We start from the raw sequence: 20,828 nt of genomic DNA on the forward strand, positions 1-20,828 counted from the left end.
TATCGAGGCGGTTTTTTTATGCGTGGTATTTACAACACAATGTTAGACCTCAAATGCAATCGCATTCAGGCGCAGGGCAAAGTGGGGGAGTAAGTTAACTCAGTAAGAGTATCGAGCTCGGCAGTGAGAGCGGTTGTGTGACGATGTTAGATGAAAAGGTAGGGATTGAGCCCACTTAAAATGAAAAAGCCCGCAACCAAGGTTGCGGGCTTTGAATATGCGATGGTAACTGGTTGCTTAAGCAGTTAGCGCTAGGATAGTACCCGGCATGATGATGAATACTGCCAGTAGGTAAGCTGCGACAACCGCTTTGTTCTTCACTGCCATGTCAGAGATGAAGTCAGCGCCTTTCACTGGTAGTTCACGTAGGAACGGGATACCAAAGATGAAGATAGTCGACATTAGGTTGAACACTAGGTGTACTAGAGCAATCTGTAGTGCGAATACCGCGAACTCACCTGATACTGCAGTTGCTGCAAGAAGCGCTGTAATACATGTACCGATGTTAGCACCTAGCGTGAATGGGTAAACGTCACGAACTTTAAGAACACCCGAACCTACTAGTGGAACCATTAGGCTAGTTGTTGTTGAAGACGACTGAACTAGCACTGTCACGATAGAACCAGAAACGATACCGTGAATAGGGCCACGACCGATAGCGTTCTTAAGGATTTCACGAGCACGACCAACCATTAGGCTCTTCATTAGCTTACCCATAACAGTGATAGCGACGAAGATAGTTGCGATACCTAGTACGATAAGTAGAACACCACCAATAGTGTCACCAAATGTCGCTAGAGGCTCTTTAATCGCACTTACAACAGGTTTAGTGATTGGTTTGATGAAGTTCATACCCTTCATGCTCATATCACCAGTAGCTAGAAGTGGTGATACTAACCAGTGAGATGCCTTCTCAAGGATGCCGAACATCATCTCTAGCGGTAGGAAGATCACTACAGCTAATAGGTTAAAGAAGTCGTGGATAGTTGCACTTGCAAACGCACGCTTAAACTCTTCTTTACAGCGAACGTGACCAAGTGAAACAAGAGTATTTGTTACTGTTGTACCGATATTAGCACCCATAACCATAGGGATAGCGGTTTCTACCGGTAGGCCGCCTGCTACAAGGCCAACAATAATAGAAGTAACTGTACTAGAAGATTGAATTAACGCTGTTGCTACTAGACCGATCATTAGGCCTGCTACTGGGTGAGACGCGAATTCAAATAGCACCTTAGCCTGATCGCCAGTTGCCCATTTAAAACCACTGCCTACCATAGATACCGCTAGAAGTAGCAAGTACAACATGAATGCCAAGTTAGCCCAGCGCAACCAGCGAGCAGTGCTCGAGATTGGTGCTGCTGTAGAAGTAGCTTGGTTCATCATAATTTTCTCCGTTGGACCGTTAAAACGTTGTTTGGTCGGTATGTTTAATCTGAGGGCGATACTAGAGAGGAAATATTTCAGTAATATTACAGTTATGTGTAACAAAGCGATTTTTATGACCAGGACAAAAAATAGCCTGTAATTCGTGTTTTACACTCTGTTTAAGTTGTTGATTTTTAATGTTTAAAAAGCATTTTTTCTTTTGATGCTTGGCTCACAAATTATTAAGAAATTTACTGGAATTTGTTTTTATTCTCGCTGTTAGATGACATTTGGCTGTCATATTTGAATTTAATATTTCGGTTTAATTATTGGTTTTCGATTTTAACTTCGAAAATTACGAACTATTGTTGTCATCTAGTACTTTTGTTATAACCTAGTGAGTTGTTCAATCAGGCGATATCCGGATATGTCTCACTTAAATTACAACCATCTCTATTATTTTTGGATGGTATGCAAACAAGGCTCTGTCACCAAAGCGGCGGAAGCGTTGTTTCTTACTCCGCAAACAGTGACCGGGCAGATTAAATCTTTAGAAGAGCGTTTAGATGGCAAGTTAACGAAACGTAATGGTCGTAGCGTCGAGCCCACAGAGTTAGGGCAACTGGTGTTTAAGTATGCCGACCGCATGTATGGCCTTAGCTATGAAATGCTTGATATCGTCAACTACAGCCAGCGCTCGAACTTGTTGTTTGACGTGGGCGTCGCAGATGCATTGTCTAAGCGCTTGGTGAGTAAAGTACTGCTAACCACGGTACCTGATGATAACAGTATCCATCTTCGCTGTTTTGAATCGACTCACGAAATGTTGTTGGAGCAACTCTCCCAACACAAGTTGGATATGATTCTATCTGATTGCCCAGTTGATTCAGGTAAAAGCCCGGGTCTATATAGCAAAAAGCTTGGTGAAAGCCGGATGAGCTTTTTCTGTTCCGGTAATGTGGATGATGTAAATTTTCCTGCTGTTTTAGAGCAACGTAAGTTGTTAATTCCGGGTAGCCGAACAGCAATGGGGCGTAAAGTGCTTGAGTGGTTCGATCGCCAAGGTATTCAGCCCAATATTTTGGGTGAATTTGATGATGTCGCGTTAATGAAAGCCTTTGCACGTTATCATCATGATGTGATTTTTTTAGCGCCGACTCTATATATGTCTGAAGTTGGTGATGACTTGCCATTACAGCTCATTGGCCACATCGATGAATTAAAAGAAGAGTATTACGTTATCTTTGCCGAACGTATGATCCAACATCCCGCGGTAAAAAATGTCTGTGATGCGAACTTTAGCAAGCTGTTTAATTGACATTTTTTGACCAATTCGGTAAATCGGGTATTAGGAATAGAATAATTCGGGGTAAGCGCCCTTAATCATTACAAATAGATGTGTAGAAATATGGTTGTTCTCAGGAGTGCTCCCTTATGAACGTACAAGAGATGGAAAGAAATTCAGCGCAAGCCGTTGTGCTATTAAAAGCCATGGCGAATGAGCGTCGTTTGCAAATATTGTGTTTGCTGCACAATCAAGAGCTATCGGTGGGTGAGCTCTGTGGCAAGCTTCAGTTAAGCCAATCGGCGTTATCGCAGCATCTTGCTTGGTTGCGTCGTGATGGGTTGGTGAATACTCGTAAAGAAGCACAAACGGTCTATTACACGTTGAGCAGTGAAGAAGTTAAAGCGATGATTCATTTACTGCATGGCATGTACTGCGAAGCTTAAGTTCGCTGCAGTCTTGAATCTTGTTTCGTTGCGATGAGATTGAGAAGAGCAAAAAAAAGATATAAAAAAACCGGCCAAGGCCGGTTTTTTCTTTACTGGGAATCAGAGTTCTATTATAGAGCTTTGATTGCAGCAGCAAAGCGAGACTTATGACGAGCTGCTTTATTCTTGTGAATAAGGCCTTTAGTCGCCATACGGTCTAGTAGAGGTGTAACTGCAGTGAATGCAGCAGTTGCAGCTTCTTTGTCGCCTGCTTCAATAGCAGCAACAGTTTTCTTCATGTAAGTGCGCATCATAGAACGACGGCTAGCATTGTGCTGGCGACGTTTCTCAGCTTGGATAGCGCGCTTCTTAGCAGATTTACTATTTGCCAAGGGTCTAACTCCCAAAAACTTAGTTCGGTGACAATTTAAGGGCGAGGACTATCCCTCATTTGCGCCTAAATGTCAAATGATTTGTGCAAAAACCAGTCTGAACCAAACAATTTTTGGATTAGACGGGGCTTCGCGGTTAAGATGGCGGGGATTCTATCAGTATTTTTTTTTCAATGCTAATACTTATCTGCTTACATCACGACTTTCATAGAAGTAAATGGGCAGATAGAGCGTAGCATTGACGTGTCTTAGGGGTAATTGTGAGTAAACGTCTGCTCAAGTCTGGCATGATAGTTAGTGCTATGACTTTGATTTCTCGTGTATTAGGTTTAGTGCGCGATGTGGTTGTCGCAAATTTAATGGGGGCGGGTGCCAGCGCTGACGTCTTTTTCTTTGCCAACAAAATTCCTAACTTTTTGCGCCGTCTATTTGCTGAAGGGGCATTCTCGCAAGCTTTTGTCCCAGTACTGACTGAGTACCATGCGAGTGGCGATATGGATAAAACGCGCCAGTTAATTGCGCGAGCGGCCGGTACACTCGGTGTGATTGTCTCGATAGTGACTTTACTTGGTATACTTGGTTCGGGTGTCGTCACAGCGCTGTTTGGTTTTGGTTGGTTCCTTGATTGGATGAATGGCGGACCATCGGCTGAAAAATTTGAGCTGGCTAGCTTCATGCTCAAAATTACCTTTCCTTATTTATGGTTCATCACCTTTGTTGCGCTCTCCGGTGCGATTCTCAATACAATGGGTAAGTTTGCGGTGTCCTCTTTTACCCCCGTATTCCTCAATGTGATGATCATTTTGTCTGCTTGGTTTATCGCCCCTCAATTGGCACAACCAGAAGTAGGTTTAGCCATCGGCGTCTTCCTAGGTGGCTTGGTTCAGTTCTTATTCCAAATCCCTTTCCTTATTAAAGCAGGCGTGATGGTCAAACCTAAATGGGGTTGGCGCGATCCGGGTGTGGTAAAAATTCGCACTCTGATGATCCCAGCTTTGTTTGGCGTGTCTGTCAGCCAAATTAACTTGCTGTTTGATACCTTTATTGCCAGTTTCTTAGAAACCGGATCAATCAGTTGGCTCTATTACTCTGACCGCTTGCTTGAGTTCCCACTTGGTTTGTTTGGTATAGCCATCGCGACGGTGATTCTGCCTGCGTTATCGCGTAAACACGTTGACGCTCACAGTGAGGGTTTTGCTTCAACGATGGATTGGGGCGTGCGTATGGTGATGCTACTAGGCTTACCGGCCATGTTAGGTTTGATGGTATTGGCAAAACCAATGCTAATGGTGTTGTTTATGCGTGGTGAATTCTCTCCGCAAGATGTTCATCAAGCTTCATTATCATTGTTCGCCTATGCTTCAGGCTTACTTAATTTCATGCTGATTAAAGTGCTCGCTCCGGGTTACTACTCTCGCCAAGATACTAAAACACCAGTGAAATACGGCATCATAGCCATGGTGTCTAACATGGTATTTAACGCTATTTTTGCATGGTTCTATGGTTATGTTGGCCTTGCTATGGCAACGGCGCTGTCGGCGTTTGTCAACATGGCGCTTCTATATAGAGGCCTTCATTTGCAAGGTGTTTATAAGTTAACCAAAACGACCTTGTTGTTCGCAGCTCGGTTAGTGGTTGCTGGTGGCGCTATGGTAGCGATGATCCTTTGGCAGTTAGAAGAAATGAGTGTTTGGCTAACTTGGAGCTTTTCTGAGCGCGTAATGTGGTTGGCGATCTTGATTGGTTTGGGGGCGGGTATCTATCTGCTGACCTTACTTATCTTGGGCGTGCGATTAAAAGACTTAAAAGCGGCGACCGAATAATATCTCCAAGCACCTCAATAGGTAGCACTTGAAATCATCGCTGCTGCCTATTGATGCCTTATCCGTGAAGTAAGTTATTCTCGCCGAACAGTACATCTTGAGGTTACTTGGATCTTAGGATTGGTATATAATCCGTCAGTTTCACGCAGTGTAAATTAGAAAACAGGGCATTAAGCACGTTCCCATGGAATTAATCCGAGGTATTCAAAATATAAAACCACACCATCAAGGATGTGTGTTGACCATAGGAAACTTCGATGGCGTTCATCTTGGCCATCAAGCGGTATTAGAACAAGTTTCTCAGCAAGCTGAACAACTTGGCTTGCCATCTATGGTGATGACATTTGAGCCTCAGCCTTTAGAACTGTTTGCTAAAGAAAAAGCGCCAGCTCGATTAACACGGTTACGTGACAAGTTTGTTCAGCTGAGCAAACTCGATATCGACCGCTTACTTTGTGTGAGTTTTAACACCCATTTTGCTCATTTGACTGCTGAGCAGTTTATTAGTGACTTGTTGGTCAAGCGATTGGGTGTTAAGTTTCTGGTAGTTGGTGATGACTTCTGCTTTGGCCGTGGTCGTAAAGGTAACTTTGCGATGCTAGAGCAAGCTGGTAAAGAATATGGTTTTGAAGTCGTGAGCACTCAAAGCTTCTGTTTGCAGCAATTACGCGTAAGCAGCACAGCTATTCGTGAAGCATTAGCCAGTGATGATTTAGCCTCAAGCAAAGAGATGTTAGGTCGTGACTACAGTATTAGTGGGCGAGTATCCCACGGACGCAAGTTAGGAAGAACGATTGGTTTTCCTACTGCGAATATCCCGCTTAAGCGCTGCGTTTCTCCGGTTTCAGGTGTATACGTAGTGGAAGCTTTAGGTCTTGGAGAACAAGCCATTGGCGGGGTGGCAAACATTGGTAACCGGCCTACGGTAAATGGTGTTCGCCAACAATTAGAAGTACACTTATTCGACTTTCAAGCTGACCTATACGGTAAACAGCTGGAAATTGTACTTTTACATAAACTTCGTAATGAAGAAAAATTTGCTTCGTTTGAAGCACTAAAACAACAAATTGAATTGGATGCTGAGGCAGCAAGGGTGTGGCTGCGTCAGCTTAAAGGTTAAATGGTTTAGTCCACCATTTAGCATAATGTCTAACTTTCGCCCAACATAACGGAATTAAGAATCGATGAGTGAGTATAAAGATACCCTGAACTTACCTGAAACAGGGTTTCCGATGCGCGGCAATCTGGCTAATCGCGAGCCAGAAATGCTTAAGCGTTGGTATCAAGAAGATCTATACGGTGAAATCCGTAAAGCCAAAAAAGGCAAGAAGTCATTTGTTTTGCACGATGGTCCTCCATATGCGAACGGTGATATTCACATTGGTCACGCACTAAACAAGATTCTTAAAGACATTATTATTAAATCCAAAACTCTTTCAGGTTTTGACGCACCTTACATTCCTGGCTGGGACTGCCACGGTCTACCGATTGAATTAATGGTAGAGAAAAAGGTTGGTAAGCCAGGTCAAAAAGTTACAGCGGCTGAGTTCCGCGAGAAGTGCCGCGAATACGCAGCAGGCCAAGTTGAAGGTCAAAAAGAGAGCTTCAAACGTCTAGGCATCATGGGTGAGTGGGATAAGCCATACCGCACTATGGATTTTGCTACAGAAGCAAACATCATCCGTGCTCTAGGTAAAATCGCTGACCAAGGTCACCTACTAAAAGGTTTCAAACCTGTTCACTGGTGTACTGACTGTGGTTCAGCACTAGCGGAAGCGGAAGTAGAATACAAAGACAAAGTATCGCCATCTATCGACGTGCGTTTTAAAGCCGCTGATGAAGCTGCGCTTCTTGCTAAGTTTGATCTAAGTGAAGGTCATGAAGGCGAAGGTGATATCTCAATCGTTATCTGGACGACAACACCATGGACACTGCCAGCAAACCGCGCAGTATGTCTTCGTGATGATCTAGAGTACGTGTTGATCCAAGTTGAAGGTGAGACGAAAGAGCGCATCATCGTCGCGGCAGAGCTAGCGAAAGATGTAATGGATCGCGCTGGTATCGAGCACTTCCACAACTTAGGTTTTGCGAAAGGTGCCGATCTTGAGCTGTCTCAGTTCAACCACCCATTCTACGATTTCACTGTTCCGGCGATCCTTGGTGATCACGTAACAACTGACTCAGGTACTGGTGTGGTTCACACAGCGCCAGGCCACGGTCAAGAAGACTTCGCAGTCGGTAACAAATACGGTCTAGAAGTGGCTAACCCAGTAGGTTCTAACGGTGTTTACCTACCAGACACTGAGCTATTTGCTGGTCAGCACGTATTTAAAGCAAATGATGCGGTAGTTGAAACGCTAAAAGAAAAAGGCGCGCTACTACATCATCACGCTTATGAGCACAGCTACCCACATTGTTGGAGACATAAAACGCCAATTATCTTCCGTGCAACACCACAATGGTTTGTGTCTATGGACCAAGCGGGCCTACGTGCAAAAGCACTAGAGTCAATCAAGAGTGTTGAGTGGATGCCAGAATGGGGTCAAAGCCGCATTGAAGGTATGATTGAAGGCCGCCCAGAGTGGTGTATCTCTCGTCAACGTACTTGGGGGGTGCCAATCGCTCTATTCGTTCATAAAGAAACGGCAGAACTGCACCCAAACACGTTAGAGCTGATTGAGAAAGTTGCTCAATTGGTAGAAGAAAAAGGCATTCAAGCTTGGTGGGATGTAGAAATTGCAGACCTACTAGGTGACGACGCTGACCAATACGAGAAAGTATTGGATACGCTAGACGTATGGTTCGATTCAGGTGTGACTCACTACTCAGTGGTTGATGCACGTGAAGAGTACAGCGGCAACAAAGCCGATCTATACCTAGAAGGTTCAGACCAACACCGTGGTTGGTTCCAGTCTTCTCTAATTTCATCTATTGCGATGAAAGACGAAGCGCCATACAAGCAAGTGCTAACACACGGCTTCGTAGTTGATGGTCACGGCCGTAAGATGTCTAAATCTATCGGTAACGTCGTTGCACCAAAAGACGTAACGAACAAACTAGGTGCAGACATTCTGCGTCTATGGGTTGCGTCAACAGACTACACTGGTGAAGTTGCGGTTTCTGATGAAATCCTAAAACGCTCTGCAGATGCGTACCGTCGTATTCGTAACACAGCGCGTTTCTTCCTAGCGAACCTAAGTGGTTTCAACCCAGCAACGGATATCGTTCCTGCTGAAGAGATGGTTGCTCTAGATCGCTGGGCTGTAGGTCGTGCACTAGCGGCGCAAGAAGAGATCATCAAAGCATACGACGAGTACAACACACACGGTGTAACTCAGCGTCTAATGCAGTTCTGTTCTATTGAAATGGGCTCATTCTACCTAGATGTAATTAAAGACCGTCAATACACAGCGAAGCAGGGCGGTCACGCTCAACGCAGCTGTCAGACAGCGCTTTACTACATTGTAGAAGCATTGGTTCGTTGGATGGCGCCTATCATGTCATTCACAGCAGACGAGATCTGGAACGAGATGCCGGGTGAGCGTGACAAGTTCGTATTCACTGGTGAGTGGTTCGAAGGTCTATTCGGTCTTGCTGAAGGTGAAGAGCTAAGTAATGAATTCTGGGCTGAAATCCAAGCAGTTCGTGGTGGTGTGAACAAGCTTCTAGAAGATGCTCGTAAAGACAAAACCATTGGTGGCTCACTGCAAGCGGAAGTAACACTATTTGCAGCAGACGAGCTAGCAGAGAAACTGGCTAAGCTAGAAGACGAACTACGCTTCGCGCTACTGACTTCTGCAGCGGTTGTTAAACCACTAAGCGAGAAGAGTGACGCGGCACAAGCAACAGACGTTGAAGGCTTGTTCGTTGAAGTGAAAGCGACGGAAGCAGAGAAGTGTGACCGTTGTTGGCACCACACTCCAGACGTAGGCACTATCGAAGGTCACGAGAAAATCTGTGGTCGTTGTGTGACTAACGTTGAGGGTGAAGGTGAAGAGCGTAAATTCGCTTAATTGCTCGTCATTCTTGGCTCTGTAGCGGTGTTGACTGCATTTACTCACTCCATCACATAGGAAATCTATGCTCAGGAGCTTCGTAAATTTGTCGCCTTGCTACAGTACCAATAATTTAGAGCAAACCGTAATTGAACTAATTTAGTATTTCATAGCCCCAGTATTTACTGGGGTTATTTTTAGGATTCATTCTTCGACTCATTTTTTAGAGGATAAGATGTCAAACATTCCATTAAAGCAATCAGGTGTTCGTTGGCTTTGGCTGGCGTTGGTGATCTTTCTAGCTGACATCGGTATCAAATACCTTGTTATGAATAACATGGGTTACGGCTGGAACAATCGCATTGAAATTTTGCCATTTTTTAACCTGCTCTATGTGCATAACTACGGAGCTGCATTTAGCTTTTTGAGTGATCAAGAAGGTTGGCAGCGATGGTTCTTTACTGGCATCGCGTTTGTTGTCACTGGCATGCTGACTTATTGGATGAGTAAGCTTCCTGCAAGCGAAAAGTGGAACAATATTGCCTACGCCCTCATCATTGGTGGCGCAGTAGGTAACGTATATGACCGTATCTTGCATGGTTTTGTGGTCGACTATCTGGATGTCTTTTGGGGCAACTATCATTGGCCAGCATTCAACTTAGCAGATAGTGCAATCTGTATTGGTGCGGCGATGATTATTCTCGATGGCTTCTTAAGTAAAAAAGAAGACAAACCTCACGCAGATGCCAAATAGACCATTAACCCAATAATAACCCTAAGCGCTGTCCGTTGATTCGGACAGCGCTTTTTATTATGTTGAAGCGGATAATAAAAAATACCTAGCGGTTCGACACGAAAAGGAAGCGATAACGTGACTACCATTACCCAAGATTCAGCTGTAACTTTGCACTTCACTATCAAAATGAAGGACGGCTCAGTGGCAGATAGCACTCTCAACATGGGCAAGCCAGCCAAATTGATTATTGGTGATGGCAGTTTGAGTGAAAACTTTGAACGTTGCTTATTAGGTTTGAATGAAGGTGAACAGAAGGCGATTGAGTTAGCCGCAGCAGACGCTTTTGGAATGCCGAACCCTGACAACGTTCACCATATGGAACGTGCGAAATTTGCCGGTGATTCTGAAGTGGAAGTTGGCACAATTATGGCGTTTTCTGGCCCTGATGGAATGGAGATCCCCGGCATAATCACTGATATTGCGGGAGATTCTGTCACGGTTGATTTTAACCACCCGTTAGCGGGACAAGATGTGACTTTTGAAGTTGAAATTTTGTCTGTAGAATAGCGAGCCAAAAAGTAGACCCATCCACTACCATGAGCAATGAAATGAAGATCCTATTATCCAACCCGCGAGGTTTCTGTGCTGGTGTTGATCGTGCTATCAGCATTGTTGAGCGCGCGCTAGAGATGTACCAACCTCCAATTTACGTGCGACATGAAGTTGTGCATAACCGTTTCGTGGTGGAAGGTTTAAAACAGCGTGGAGCTATCTTCGTTGAAGAGTTACATGAAGTTCCTGATGACAACATCGTTATCTTTTCTGCTCATGGTGTTTCGCAAGCAGTGCGACAAGAAGCTAAAGCGCGTGATCTCACCGTGTTTGATGCCACTTGCCCATTGGTAACCAAAGTCCATATGGAAGTAGCTCGTGCCAGTCGTCGTCATATGGAAGTGGTATTAATTGGTCATGCTGGTCATCCGGAAGTGGAAGGCACAATGGGGCAATACTCGAGTGATGATGGCGGTATGTACTTAGTGGAAGTTCCTGCTGACGTTGAAAAGCTGGTGGCTAAGGTCAAAGACCCGTCTAACCTTCATTACGTTAGCCAAACAACGCTGTCAGTGGACGAAACCGCAGATGTGATTGCAGAGCTACGTCGCGTGTTCCCAGAGATTCAAGGTCCGCGTAAAGACGACATCTGTTATGCGACTCAAAACCGTCAAGATGCAGTGCGTGACTTAGCCAATGACGTGGATGTTGTCGTCGTTGTTGGTTCGAAAAACTCGTCTAACTCAACTCGCCTAAAAGAGTTGGCAGAAAAGCTTGGCACGCCGGGTTACCTAACTGATTGTCCGGAAGACATTAAACCTGAGTGGTTTGATGGTAAAACCAATGTTGGGGTAACCGCAGGTGCATCAGCGCCAGAAGAGTTGGTCAATCAGATCCTCGACCGTATTAAAGAACTAGGTGCAACGAGTGTTGAAGACCTAGTGGGCCGTGAAGAGAACATGTTCTTTGAAGTGCCAAAAGAGCTGCAAATTAAGCAGATAGACTAAGTATCAGGCTTAGCCCAACAGACTCTCATTTAGATAAGGCGACTCACCGAGTCGCCTTTTTTGTGTCCCTTAATTAATACGTAATAGTAAAAAAGACTCCCTGTGAGGGAGTCTTTTCAGCTTCTCAGGCCAAGAGAGAAGCACTAGCAAGCGAAAGTGCTAAAGAGTATTAGGCCGTTTTGGTGTCAGCTTGCGGTTTCTCTTCGTCCGCTAAGTCTGTCTCACCTTTGCCTTTAGACGTAATCATTACGTAAGCTGTCACGGCCAACGCAAAGCCAACACCAACGAAGGTTGAGATTTGCATCGGTAGGCCAAAGCCTAGGCTGCTGTTGTTCAGAATGAAGGTGACACAAACCGTGGTCATGAACATTGCTGGTACAGTGGTAATCCAGTGGAACTTGTTGTGGCGCAGCAAGTATGCCGATGCAGTCCAAAGCATCATTACCGCTGTTGATTGGTTAGCAAAGCCGAAGTAGCGCCAGATGATACCGAAGTCAACCTGAGTCAGAATGCCACCAAGAACAAATAGCGGTACAGCCATCATTAGGCGGTTGCGCAGTGTTTTCTGTTCCATGTTGAAGTATTCAGCAAGGATTAAGCGGCTAGAGCGGAATGCCGTGTCACCAGATGTGATAGGCAGAATGACCACACCAAGGAAGGCCAAGATACCGCCAAATACGCCTAACAGACCAAATGATGAGGAGTAAACCACGTTACCCGGACCACCGTTGGCAACTGCTTCTTGAAGTGCATCAAGTGAGCCGAAGAATGACAGTGCGATAGCACACCAGATAAGTGCGATAACACCTTCACCAATCATTGCTCCGTAGAATACAAAGCGACCATTTTTTTCATTTTCCATACAACGCGCCATCAGTGGAGACTGAGTCGCGTGGAAGCCTGAGATAGCACCACATGCGATGGTAATGAATAGTGCAGGCCATAGTGGCATATCGTTAGGGTTTAGGTTTGTGAACATATCGCTCACTTCAAAACCACCTAATACCGTGTGCTCACTTGAGAACGCGATGGCTGTCATCAGGCCAACAGACATGAAGATCAGCAGTGCGCCGAACAGTGGGTAGAAGCGGCCAATGATTTTATCGACAGGGACTATCGTTGCGATGATGTAGTAACCGAAGATGATTGCCACCATAGATGTCATGCTAACGGTTAGACTGGTTTGATCGTTGATTAGGTTAGTGATCATTCCCGCAGGAGCAGAAACAAATACCACACCTACTAGCAGTAGAAGAACAATGGCAAAGATGTTCATAAAGTGTTTAGCGCCATTGCCTAGGTATCGGCCAGTAATTGTTGGTACAGATGCACCGCCATTGCGAATAGAAAGCATACCTGAGAAGTAGTCGTGCACAGCACCTGCAAAGATACAGCCAACGACGATCCAAAGCATTGCAGCAGGGCCATACAGTGCACCCATAATCGGTCCGAAAATTGGGCCAACACCGGCAATGTTTAACAGTTGAACGAGGTAAACTTTTTTCGTCGACATGGGTACAAAGTCGACACCATCCGTTTTGGTGTGTGCTGGAGTTTGGCGTTTTTCGTTAATACCAAATACTTTTTCAACGAAAGTACCATATATAAAGTAGCCACCGATCAGTGCTGCTACACAAGTAAGAAACCACAACATAGCTCTTGTCCTAAAGTGAATTGTTTTCAATCTCAGGGTGCATAGTAAAGGGGCGGTGCGCTAGATTCATTCGACTTCCTAGTCAGTGGTCATATAGCGTGTTTAGTGGTGATTTAACAAATTAAGTGGTTTTTGTGGCGCTTGAGTGGTCATGGATTCAATTTAGTGGTTACACTGTTGGCAAGGTGAAAATTCAAAGGAAAAACAATGATAAAGCAGTTAGGTTTACTGTCATTGGCATTATTGGCTGGTTGCGCGAGTTCAGTTGAAGAATTAGCTCAGCAAGGTGACTGGCATCAAATTGGTTATCAAGATGGCATCAGTGGCAATAACTCTCGTTCAGTTCAAGAACTGGTGAGTTTAGGGGCAGCGATACAAGCCGATTATGACCAAGGTTACCTTGAGGGAATTACGGAGTTTTGTAATCCGAACGTTGCCTATCAAATTGGGCTGTCTGGTCAGTATTATGAAGGGGTATGTGAAGGTACAGAGCAAGCGCAGAAGTTTCGCATGGAGTGGCAGCGCGGTTGGAATGAATATCAGAATTAATGGCTTAAAACACAAGCTTTAAGCCATTGTTTTCATTCGTTTACTCTTGGTCGTGTTTTTCTACAGCACGACGCAAGAAACCTTCTTGCTGGTGAAGGTGATGCCTTGCACTGTCTACATCCATACCGGTGAGAATCATTAGAATCGCCACTTTCACATCATAGTCGGTTTGCTCTAGTGTCTCGATAGCGATCGGTTTTTCGCAGTCGGTGGCTTGCATAACGATACGAGCGGCGCGAGCGACCAGCTTCTTGTTGGTCGCCTTCACATCCACCATTAGGTTTTGATAGCTTTTACCCAAGCGAATCATGCTGGCGGTGGTGAGCATGTTGAGCACCAATTTTTGCGCGGTACCAGATTTTAACCGAGTAGAGCCGGTTAAAGCTTCTGGGCCAACAATCGGGCAAATGGCAATTTGTGCTTCTTCGGCAATAGGTGAGTCAGGATTACAAGAGAGTGCAACGGTCGTTGCACCGAGCTCGTTAGCGTAACGTAATGCTCCAATGACATAAGGAGTTCGGCCACTCGCGGCTATACCAACCACCACATCATTGTCTGAAAACTGGATGCTTTTCAGGTCTTCAACGCCGAGCTCAAAAGAGTCTTCTGCGCCTTCTTTGGCTTTTAAAATGGCCTCAGGTCCGCCGGCAATTAAACCAATTACCATTTGATCAGAGACTCCAAATGTCGGTGGACACTCAGACGCATCTAATACACCGAGTCGGCCGCTGGTACCCGCTCCCATATAAATCAATCGACCACCGACTTTAAAGGCCTCAGTGATGCTATCTACGGCTTGAGCAATCTCTGGCAGAACACGTTCAACTGCTAGAGGAACTTGCTTGTCTTGTTGGTTAATGCGCTTAACGATATCGAGTGATGGCAGTAAATCGATATCCATCGTTTCTGGGTTGCGTCCTTCAGAAACCAAGTGTGAGAGTGCCGCGATCAGTGCGTCGTTAGTCATACGAATCCTTATTGTTCTGCAAAATAGAGAACGCCTAGAGAGGCGGGTTTACTTGCGCCAGTTACCTCGGGCAAGTTGCTTGGTAAGTTAGCGATGCGGCGTTGAGCCAGCCACGCAAAAGCCATAGCTTCCATATTATCACTGTCGACGCCTTTTTTATTGGTAGACATCACCGCCCAATCCGGTAATAGCTGGGTCAAGCGAGACATCAGCAGCGGGTTTCTAGCTCCGCCGCCACAAACTAAAAGCTCTGGCGCTTCACCGATTTGGTAGCGCTTAACGTCATTGGCAATTGTGATGGCGGTGTATTCACAAAGTGTTCGTTGAACATCAGCCGCAGAGAGTGAAAACGGGCTTAACATGGTTTCTAACCAAGGTAAGTTGAAGAGCTCGCGTCCGGTACTTTTCGGTGCGTCTAGTGCTAAATATGGCTCTTCCATCATTTGTGAAAGCAGTGCTTGGTTTAGTTTACCTTGCTTGGCGAACTGAGCATCTTTATCAAACTTCTCATTCAAATGTTTGTCGCACCAAGCATCCATTAGCATGTTACCCGGGCCAGTATCGTAACCAATCACGGGGTGATTAGGGCGAAGTACAGAGATATTAGCAATGCCACCAATGTTTAACACCACCACGCTAGAGTTTGTCGGTTGGAAAATGGATTGGTGAAACGCAGGGACAAGAGGCGCGCCTTGGCCGCCTAACGCCATATCTTTACGGCGAAAGTCTGCAATCGTGTCTATGCCTGTTTTGGTGGCAATAATATTGGCGTCGCCAAGCTGCATGGTAAAAGGCGCACTACCATTTGGCCTATGGTAGACCGTTTGCCCGTGGTTACCGATGGCCGTGACATCCTCTGCTGAGCAATTGGCATGTTCGAGTAAGGCGTTCACGGCATCGGCAAACAGATGGCCAAGTAAATGATCCAGTTCGCCGACTTCTGCAAGATTGGTTTGTTGGCCTATGCAGATATTGAGCAAGCGCTGCTTGAGAGAGTTAGGCATTGGGTACTCATGTGAGGCGATCAAGCGTATGCCGCGAGTGTCAATTTCAACCAACGCGGTATCCACGCCATCCATGCTTGTGCCAGACATGACACCGATATAGCGTTGTTTTGTTCTCATATCCAATTTTAACTATTTGAATGACTTATTCATTGTATACCGAGATTAATCGGAATAACCTTGAAGCCATAGCGAAATTTATACCAATCGCCCTAACTTCCAATAATGAGTAAATCATTAGTGCGATTGGCCCTTTATATCAGGAGACATTATGGGCCCGTTATGGCTAGACGTTGCAGGATACGAACTTACGGCTGAAGATAAAGAAATTTTGCAGCACCCAACCGTCGGTGGTGTGATTCTATTTGGCCGCAACTACCACGATAACGAGCAGCTATTGGCGTTAACTACGGCAATGCGTAAAGCTGCGAAGCGTCCAATTCTGATTGGTGTTGACCAAGAAGGTGGCCGAGTGCAACGCTTCCGCGAAGGCTTTTCTCGTATTCCTACTGCTCAATTGTATGCGCAACAAGATAATGGTGAGCAACTCGCTCAACAAGGTGGTTGGCTAATGGCAGCGGAGCTGATTGCCCATGATATCGATTTAAGCTTCGCCCCTGTACTTGATAAGGGGTTTGATTGTAAGGCGATTGGTGACCGTGCTTTTGGTGACGATGTCGATACCATTTTGTGCCACAGTACCGCTTTTATGCAGGGTATGAAATCCGTCGGGATGGCGACAACGGGTAAACACTTCCCGGGCCATGGTGGCGTGATTGCTGATTCTCACTTAGAAACCCCTTATGACGAGCGTGATTCGATTCTTGAGCAAGATATGGCGATTTTTAAAGCGCAAATTGAAGCGGGCACTTTAGACGCGATGATGCCAGCACACGTAATTTATCCCCAATATGATGACCAACCAGCCAGTGGTTCTCAATTTTGGTTGAAGAAAGTGCTTAGAGAGCAGCTTGGCTTTAAAGGTATTGTCTTCTCAGATGATTTAAACATGGAAGGAGCGGCGATCATGGGTGGCGCAGCGGAACGTTCGCATCAAGCCTTAGTTGCTGGCTGTGATATGATCTTGCTATGTAACAACCGCGATCAGCAAGTGGAAGTGTTAGATAACTTACCGATTTTAGAATTTCCAGAAGCGATGACTCTTCTAAAGAAACAGTCGTTCACAATGGCTGATTTGCAGCGCAGCGAAGAGTGGAAACAAGCCTCTGACGCAATGAAACGTATATTAGAAGGTTAATCTTTCTGCCCATCGTTCGTAAAAAATCCCGCATCGCGCGGGATTTTTTAATGGAATCCGAGTAGCTCTTTAAGCGTTTTTAAATAGCGGCGACTGACAGGAATAGGGTGATCACTGCATGTGATGATTTCCGCAAGGCCATTCTCAAGCAGTTTGATCTCTTTAATCGCTTTTACATTGATCAGGTATTGACGATGACAACGAACGAGCGGCGTTTTTTCTTCCAATACTTTGAGCGTGAGCTGACAAGTTGCGGCTTGTTCTGCCGTTTGTACATGAACGCCACTGATATCACTGTAAGCGAACTCAATATCTTGCGTTGGAATAATCACGATACGGTTTAAGCCAATACAGGGCACTTGGTCTAAGGTTTGCGGTGCGACGGCATCATAGCGCTGCTGGTTGCGCTGCTCGGTTTTTAATAGCCTTTGTATAGTTTTATCTAGGCGCTCGGTATCGACAGGCTTGAGTAGATAGTCAAAGGCATTGTCTTCAAAGGCTTGAATAGCAAACTGGTCATAAGCGGTGACAAACACGACGTTAGGCATGGTGTCTGGGTCGAGCATACCGAGTAGTTCAATACCGGTGATTTGTGGCATCTGAATATCAAGAAACACCACATCCGGTTTGAGTTGGTTGATCTTCTTTAAACCTTCAATAGCATTACTGGCTTGATCGATAACCTCAATCTGCCCCGTTTCTTCTAAAAGCTCGGTAAGCTCTTCGCGAGCAAATAGCTCATCGTCGATGACCAAAGCTGTCAGCATGGTATCCATTCCTTATACAGTTGTTCGGTGTCACTATTTGGTTTGGTTCGGAATAACAAAACTCATTCGTGTGTATTGATTCGGCGCGACATCGATGTTGAGCGCACTCACTCGACCAAATTTGTTGGTGAGTCGCTTAGCCACAATTTGCATACCTAGCCCAGCGTGATCATCGTTAGGTGCGACATAACTGCCCGCATTATCTTCAACAACAATTTGATGTCCATTGGCCGTGGCTTGGCTATAAATCTTAATGACTCCACCTTCCAGCAAGTTGGAGATGCCATGTTTAATGGCGTTTTCAACTAGTGGCTGCAAGGTGAAAGTGGGCAGTTTGCGCTCGAGCAGTACTGGGTCAATGTCTATCTCAATGTCCAACCGATCGGTAAAGCGCGCTTTCTCAATGGTCAGGTAGGCATTGACGTGGGCGAGCTCTTCTTTAAGCGTTACTGTCTCTACCGATTGTTTCAAGTTACTGCGGAAAAATTGTGAAAGATGCTGAATCAACTCTCGTGCTTTGGTCGGGTCTCTGCGAATGACGGCACTGATGGTATTCAATGCATTAAATAGAAAATGCGGATTGACCTGAGCATGCAGTAATTTGATTTCCGCTTGCGAGAGCAGGGTTTGCTTCTGTTGATATTCGCCAAACAAAATTTGGCTAGAAAGCAGCTGTGCAATACCCTCGGCCATTGACATGTTAATGGTCGAGAATAGCTTTCGTTTAGGTTCATATAGCTTGATCGTACCGATAACCTTGTCACCGGTGCGCAGCGGAATGATTAGCGCTGAGCCAAGCTTACAATCTGAAGATAGAGAGCATTGGTAAGGTTTCTCTCGCCCATCGAGGTAAATGATATCGTTTTGTGCGATAGCATCTAAGGTGCTTTGCGAAGAAATTGGGGTTTCTGGTTTATGGTGATCATCGCCAATACCGACAAAGGCTAAGATCTTTTCATCATCAGTAATCGAGACAGCACCAACGTTGGTTTCTTCATACACCACTCGTGCTATTTTTTCTGCATTGTGAGTATTAAAGCCAGAAGCGAGAATGCCCACAGAACGTTCTGCGATGTTTAATGCTCGCCGAGAAAAGGTCGCGGAGTATTCTTCAAAAATGGTTTTTCGGTCATGCAAGATGCTCACAAACAGGGCCGCACCGACTGAGTTAGCAATGATCATTGGGGCGGCAATGGCTGAGACCAAGCTGTAGGCTTGATCAAATGGCTTCGCCACCATCAAGATAATTGCCATCTGCACCAGCTCTGCAACCAAGGTAATGCTAAAAACAATGGTTGGGCTAAACAGCAAGGTACTCTTATTTTTACGCAGTAAATAGGTATGTAACAAGCCGCCAATTAAGCCCTCTGCTGTAGTTGAAATAGCGCAGGCGAGGTCGGTAAAACCACCCAAAGTATAACGATGCAACCCACCTGTTAGACCAACAAAAAAACCAACCACAGGGCCGCCAAATAAGCCACCCATCACCGCGCCTATCGCTCGCGTGTTGGCGATCGCATCATTGATCTGAAGACCAAAGTAAGTGCCCATCACACAGAATGATGAGAAAAGGACATAAACACTGAGTTTGTGACTAAGGCGATTCGAAATGCTCAGCAAGGGGAGAAATAGAGGTGTTTTACTCAGCATGTAGGCGAGCATAAGGTAAACACACATTTGCTGGAGGAGAGATAGAATCAGATCCATTGCTTCACCTTAAATTACTGAGATTTGATAGCAATATTCTAACAATATGAAGGCAATAAAATACGCTTAATGAGCAGTTTTGTTATAAAAAGCGATAAAAGAATGGATGTAAATTTAAATTTACACCCAGTGTTTATTTAAGTTTACGGTTGAAATCTGAAATTAGCCTGTTATTTTATGGTTAACGCAAGCTCATCGGAAATGGATTTGATGGGTGTAAAATTTAACATACAGGTTTAAGTTATGCAAAAAAGTGAATTGAGTAATATTAACATCATTGATGAGCAGGTGCTGATTACACCAGAGCAGTTAAAAGCGAAATTGCCTCTTAGTGATAATGCTCGTCGCTTTATCCAGCAATCTCGTCAAACCATTGCTGACATTATTCATAAAAAAGATCATCGTTTGCTGGTGGTATGTGGCCCATGTTCTATTCACGATGTTGAGGCTGCGAAGGAATACGCAAAACGTCTCAAAGCATTGTCAGAACAGCTGAGTGACCAACTGTATATTGTTATGCGCGTTTACTTTGAAAAACCACGTACTACTGTTGGGTGGAAAGGGCTGATTAACGACCCGCAATTAGATGGTACGTTTGATATTGAGCACGGTCTGCACGTCGGCCGCCAACTGTTGGTTGAATTGGCAGAGATGGAAATCCCACTAGCAACAGAAGCGCTCGACCCAATCAGCCCACAATACTTGGCGGATACCTTTAGCTGGGCGGCGATTGGCGCGCGTACCACCGAATCACAAACTCACCGTGAAATGGCAAGTGGCCTTTCAATGCCGATTGGTTTTAAAAATGGTACAGATGGTAGCTTAGGCACTGCGATTAACGCGATGCAAGCGGCTTCATCTGGTCACCGCTTCATGGGGATCAACCGTGAAGGTCAAGTGGCATTGCTGACAACTCAAGGTAACCCGAATGGCCATGTCATTTTGCGTGGTGGTAAACAAACTAACTACGATTCAGTGTCGGTCACAGAATGTCAGCAAGAAATGGTTCGTTCTGGTCTAGAGCCTGCACTGATGATCGATTGTAGCCACGCCAACTCCCGTAAAGACTACCGTCGTCAGCCATTAGTGGCAGAAGATGCGATTCACCAAATTCGTGAAGGTAATCGCTCAATCATTGGCTTAATGATTGAGAGCCATATTAACGAAGGAAACCAATCTGCGGATCTTCCTTTAAATGAGATGAAGTATGGAGTTTCGATTACCGATGCGTGTATTAATTGGGACTCAACTGAGGCACTATTACGTCATGCTCACAAAGAGTTGGTGCCGTTCTTAGAGAACCGCCAAAAGATCTAATGGAATAAAAAGAACAACG

Annotated in this window: 18 protein-coding genes; 11 read left to right on the plus strand and 7 right to left on the minus strand. The window is 45.2% G+C overall.

All coding sequences use genetic code 11. The features are described 5' to 3' along the window. Positions 1-237: 237 nt before the first annotated feature. A complete protein-coding gene (locus OH461_RS15220; RefSeq protein WP_270021458.1) occupies positions 238-1,383 on the minus strand; it encodes a Na/Pi symporter in 1,146 nt (381 codons plus the stop codon). A gap of 412 nt (positions 1,384-1,795) precedes the next feature. Between OH461_RS15220 and nhaR the strand changes: the two genes are divergently transcribed. After that, complete coding sequence (gene nhaR / locus OH461_RS15225; RefSeq protein ID WP_270021422.1) at positions 1,796-2,686, plus strand: transcriptional activator NhaR; 891 nt, start codon at positions 1,796-1,798, stop codon at positions 2,684-2,686. A 116-nt stretch (positions 2,687-2,802) separates the two neighbouring features. Next, positions 2,803-3,099: an ArsR/SmtB family transcription factor gene (locus OH461_RS15230; RefSeq protein WP_270021423.1), complete on the plus strand. Its 297-nt coding sequence runs from the start codon at positions 2,803-2,805 to the stop codon at positions 3,097-3,099. A gap of 113 nt (positions 3,100-3,212) precedes the next feature. On the opposite strand, the gene rpsT is transcribed toward OH461_RS15230, so the two are convergent. After that, the gene (gene rpsT, locus OH461_RS15235; RefSeq protein ID WP_260260835.1) at positions 3,213-3,473 is read right to left on the minus strand and encodes a 30S ribosomal protein S20; all 261 of its coding nucleotides are present in this window, start codon (positions 3,471-3,473) and stop codon (positions 3,213-3,215) included. Between the two features lie 260 nt (positions 3,474-3,733). Between rpsT and murJ the strand changes: the two genes are divergently transcribed. The 6 genes from murJ (at position 3,734) to ispH (ending at position 11,586) form a co-directional block, all read left to right on the plus strand. After that, positions 3,734-5,296 carry a murein biosynthesis integral membrane protein MurJ gene (gene murJ, locus OH461_RS15240; protein WP_270021424.1) on the plus strand — a complete coding sequence of 521 codons (1,563 nt, stop codon included), beginning with the start codon at positions 3,734-3,736 and terminating at the stop codon, positions 5,294-5,296. Positions 5,297-5,480: 184 nt separating this feature from the next. Beyond that, a complete protein-coding gene (gene ribF, locus OH461_RS15245) occupies positions 5,481-6,416 on the plus strand; it encodes a bifunctional riboflavin kinase/FAD synthetase (RefSeq protein ID WP_270021425.1) in 936 nt (311 codons plus the stop codon). Between the two features lie 64 nt (positions 6,417-6,480). Beyond that, positions 6,481-9,309: an isoleucine--tRNA ligase gene (gene ileS, locus OH461_RS15250; RefSeq protein ID WP_270021426.1), complete on the plus strand. Its 2,829-nt coding sequence runs from the start codon at positions 6,481-6,483 to the stop codon at positions 9,307-9,309. Between the two features lie 217 nt (positions 9,310-9,526). Next, positions 9,527-10,045 carry a signal peptidase II gene (gene lspA / locus OH461_RS15255; RefSeq protein WP_270021427.1) on the plus strand — a complete coding sequence of 173 codons (519 nt, stop codon included), beginning with the start codon at positions 9,527-9,529 and terminating at the stop codon, positions 10,043-10,045. A 117-nt stretch (positions 10,046-10,162) separates the two neighbouring features. After that, positions 10,163-10,594: an FKBP-type peptidyl-prolyl cis-trans isomerase gene (fkpB, locus tag OH461_RS15260; protein WP_270021428.1), complete on the plus strand. Its 432-nt coding sequence runs from the start codon at positions 10,163-10,165 to the stop codon at positions 10,592-10,594. A 29-nt stretch (positions 10,595-10,623) separates the two neighbouring features. Then, a complete protein-coding gene (ispH, locus tag OH461_RS15265; protein ID WP_270021429.1) occupies positions 10,624-11,586 on the plus strand; it encodes a 4-hydroxy-3-methylbut-2-enyl diphosphate reductase in 963 nt (320 codons plus the stop codon). 169 nt (positions 11,587-11,755) lie between these two features. Here the strand turns inward: ispH and OH461_RS15270 are convergent, their stop codons facing one another. Further along, positions 11,756-13,240: a carbon starvation CstA family protein gene (locus tag OH461_RS15270; RefSeq protein WP_270021430.1), complete on the minus strand. Its 1,485-nt coding sequence runs from the start codon at positions 13,238-13,240 to the stop codon at positions 11,756-11,758. A gap of 207 nt (positions 13,241-13,447) precedes the next feature. On the opposite strand from OH461_RS15270, the gene OH461_RS15275 reads away from it, so the two are divergent. Continuing rightward, a complete protein-coding gene (locus OH461_RS15275) occupies positions 13,448-13,789 on the plus strand; it encodes a DUF2799 domain-containing protein (protein ID WP_270021431.1) in 342 nt (113 codons plus the stop codon). Between the two features lie 40 nt (positions 13,790-13,829). Here the strand turns inward: OH461_RS15275 and murQ are convergent, their stop codons facing one another. Next, a complete protein-coding gene (murQ, locus tag OH461_RS15280; RefSeq protein ID WP_270021432.1) occupies positions 13,830-14,756 on the minus strand; it encodes an N-acetylmuramic acid 6-phosphate etherase in 927 nt (308 codons plus the stop codon). 8 nt (positions 14,757-14,764) lie between these two features. Continuing rightward, positions 14,765-15,880, minus strand: coding sequence for an anhydro-N-acetylmuramic acid kinase (locus tag OH461_RS15285; RefSeq protein ID WP_270021433.1), 1,116 nt, complete (start codon positions 15,878-15,880; stop codon positions 14,765-14,767). 151 nt (positions 15,881-16,031) lie between these two features. Here OH461_RS15285 and nagZ point away from each other — a divergent pair, with 151 nt between their 5' ends. Beyond that, on the plus strand, positions 16,032-17,018 hold the full coding sequence (gene nagZ, locus OH461_RS15290) for a beta-N-acetylhexosaminidase (RefSeq protein WP_270021434.1): 987 nt from the start codon (positions 16,032-16,034) through the stop codon (positions 17,016-17,018). A 47-nt stretch (positions 17,019-17,065) separates the two neighbouring features. Here the strand turns inward: nagZ and btsR are convergent, their stop codons facing one another. Continuing rightward, on the minus strand, positions 17,066-17,785 hold the full coding sequence (btsR, locus tag OH461_RS15295; RefSeq protein WP_270021435.1) for a two-component system response regulator BtsR: 720 nt from the start codon (positions 17,783-17,785) through the stop codon (positions 17,066-17,068). A 33-nt stretch (positions 17,786-17,818) separates the two neighbouring features. Next, positions 17,819-19,492 carry a sensor histidine kinase gene (locus OH461_RS15300; RefSeq protein ID WP_270021436.1) on the minus strand — a complete coding sequence of 558 codons (1,674 nt, stop codon included), beginning with the start codon at positions 19,490-19,492 and terminating at the stop codon, positions 17,819-17,821. A 243-nt stretch (positions 19,493-19,735) separates the two neighbouring features. On the opposite strand from OH461_RS15300, the gene OH461_RS15305 reads away from it, so the two are divergent. Next, entirely contained in the window at positions 19,736-20,809 is a 1,074-nt protein-coding gene (locus tag OH461_RS15305) for a 3-deoxy-7-phosphoheptulonate synthase (protein WP_270021437.1), read from the plus strand. The last annotated feature ends 19 nt before the right edge of the window (positions 20,810-20,828 follow it).

The organism is Vibrio sp. LaRot3 (assembly GCF_027587025.1).
In the GTDB taxonomy this organism is placed as follows: Bacteria; Pseudomonadota; Gammaproteobacteria; order Enterobacterales; family Vibrionaceae; genus Vibrio.

Bases quoted from the DNA above. Each gene is read 5' to 3' on its own strand.
- nagZ (WP_270021434.1), top strand. From the start codon at position 16,032: ATGGGCCCGTTATGGCTAGACGTTGCAGGATACGAACTTACGGCTGAA.
- murQ (WP_270021432.1), bottom strand. From the start codon at position 14,756: ATGACTAACGACGCACTGATCGCGGCACTCTCACACTTGGTTTCTGAA.
- OH461_RS15300 (WP_270021436.1), bottom strand. From the start codon at position 19,492: ATGGATCTGATTCTATCTCTCCTCCAGCAAATGTGTGTTTACCTTATG.
- OH461_RS15270 (WP_270021430.1), bottom strand. From the start codon at position 13,240: ATGTTGTGGTTTCTTACTTGTGTAGCAGCACTGATCGGTGGCTACTTT.
- OH461_RS15305 (WP_270021437.1), top strand. From the start codon at position 19,736: ATGCAAAAAAGTGAATTGAGTAATATTAACATCATTGATGAGCAGGTG.
- ribF (WP_270021425.1), top strand. From the start codon at position 5,481: ATGGAATTAATCCGAGGTATTCAAAATATAAAACCACACCATCAAGGA.
- btsR (WP_270021435.1), bottom strand. From the start codon at position 17,785: ATGCTGACAGCTTTGGTCATCGACGATGAGCTATTTGCTCGCGAAGAG.
- OH461_RS15275 (WP_270021431.1), top strand. From the start codon at position 13,448: ATGATAAAGCAGTTAGGTTTACTGTCATTGGCATTATTGGCTGGTTGC.
- lspA (WP_270021427.1), top strand. From the start codon at position 9,527: ATGTCAAACATTCCATTAAAGCAATCAGGTGTTCGTTGGCTTTGGCTG.
- ispH (WP_270021429.1), top strand. From the start codon at position 10,624: ATGAGCAATGAAATGAAGATCCTATTATCCAACCCGCGAGGTTTCTGT.
- OH461_RS15285 (WP_270021433.1), bottom strand. From the start codon at position 15,880: ATGAGAACAAAACAACGCTATATCGGTGTCATGTCTGGCACAAGCATG.
- OH461_RS15230 (WP_270021423.1), top strand. From the start codon at position 2,803: ATGAACGTACAAGAGATGGAAAGAAATTCAGCGCAAGCCGTTGTGCTA.
- OH461_RS15220 (WP_270021458.1), bottom strand. From the start codon at position 1,383: ATGAACCAAGCTACTTCTACAGCAGCACCAATCTCGAGCACTGCTCGC.
- ileS (WP_270021426.1), top strand. From the start codon at position 6,481: ATGAGTGAGTATAAAGATACCCTGAACTTACCTGAAACAGGGTTTCCG.
- nhaR (WP_270021422.1), top strand. From the start codon at position 1,796: ATGTCTCACTTAAATTACAACCATCTCTATTATTTTTGGATGGTATGC.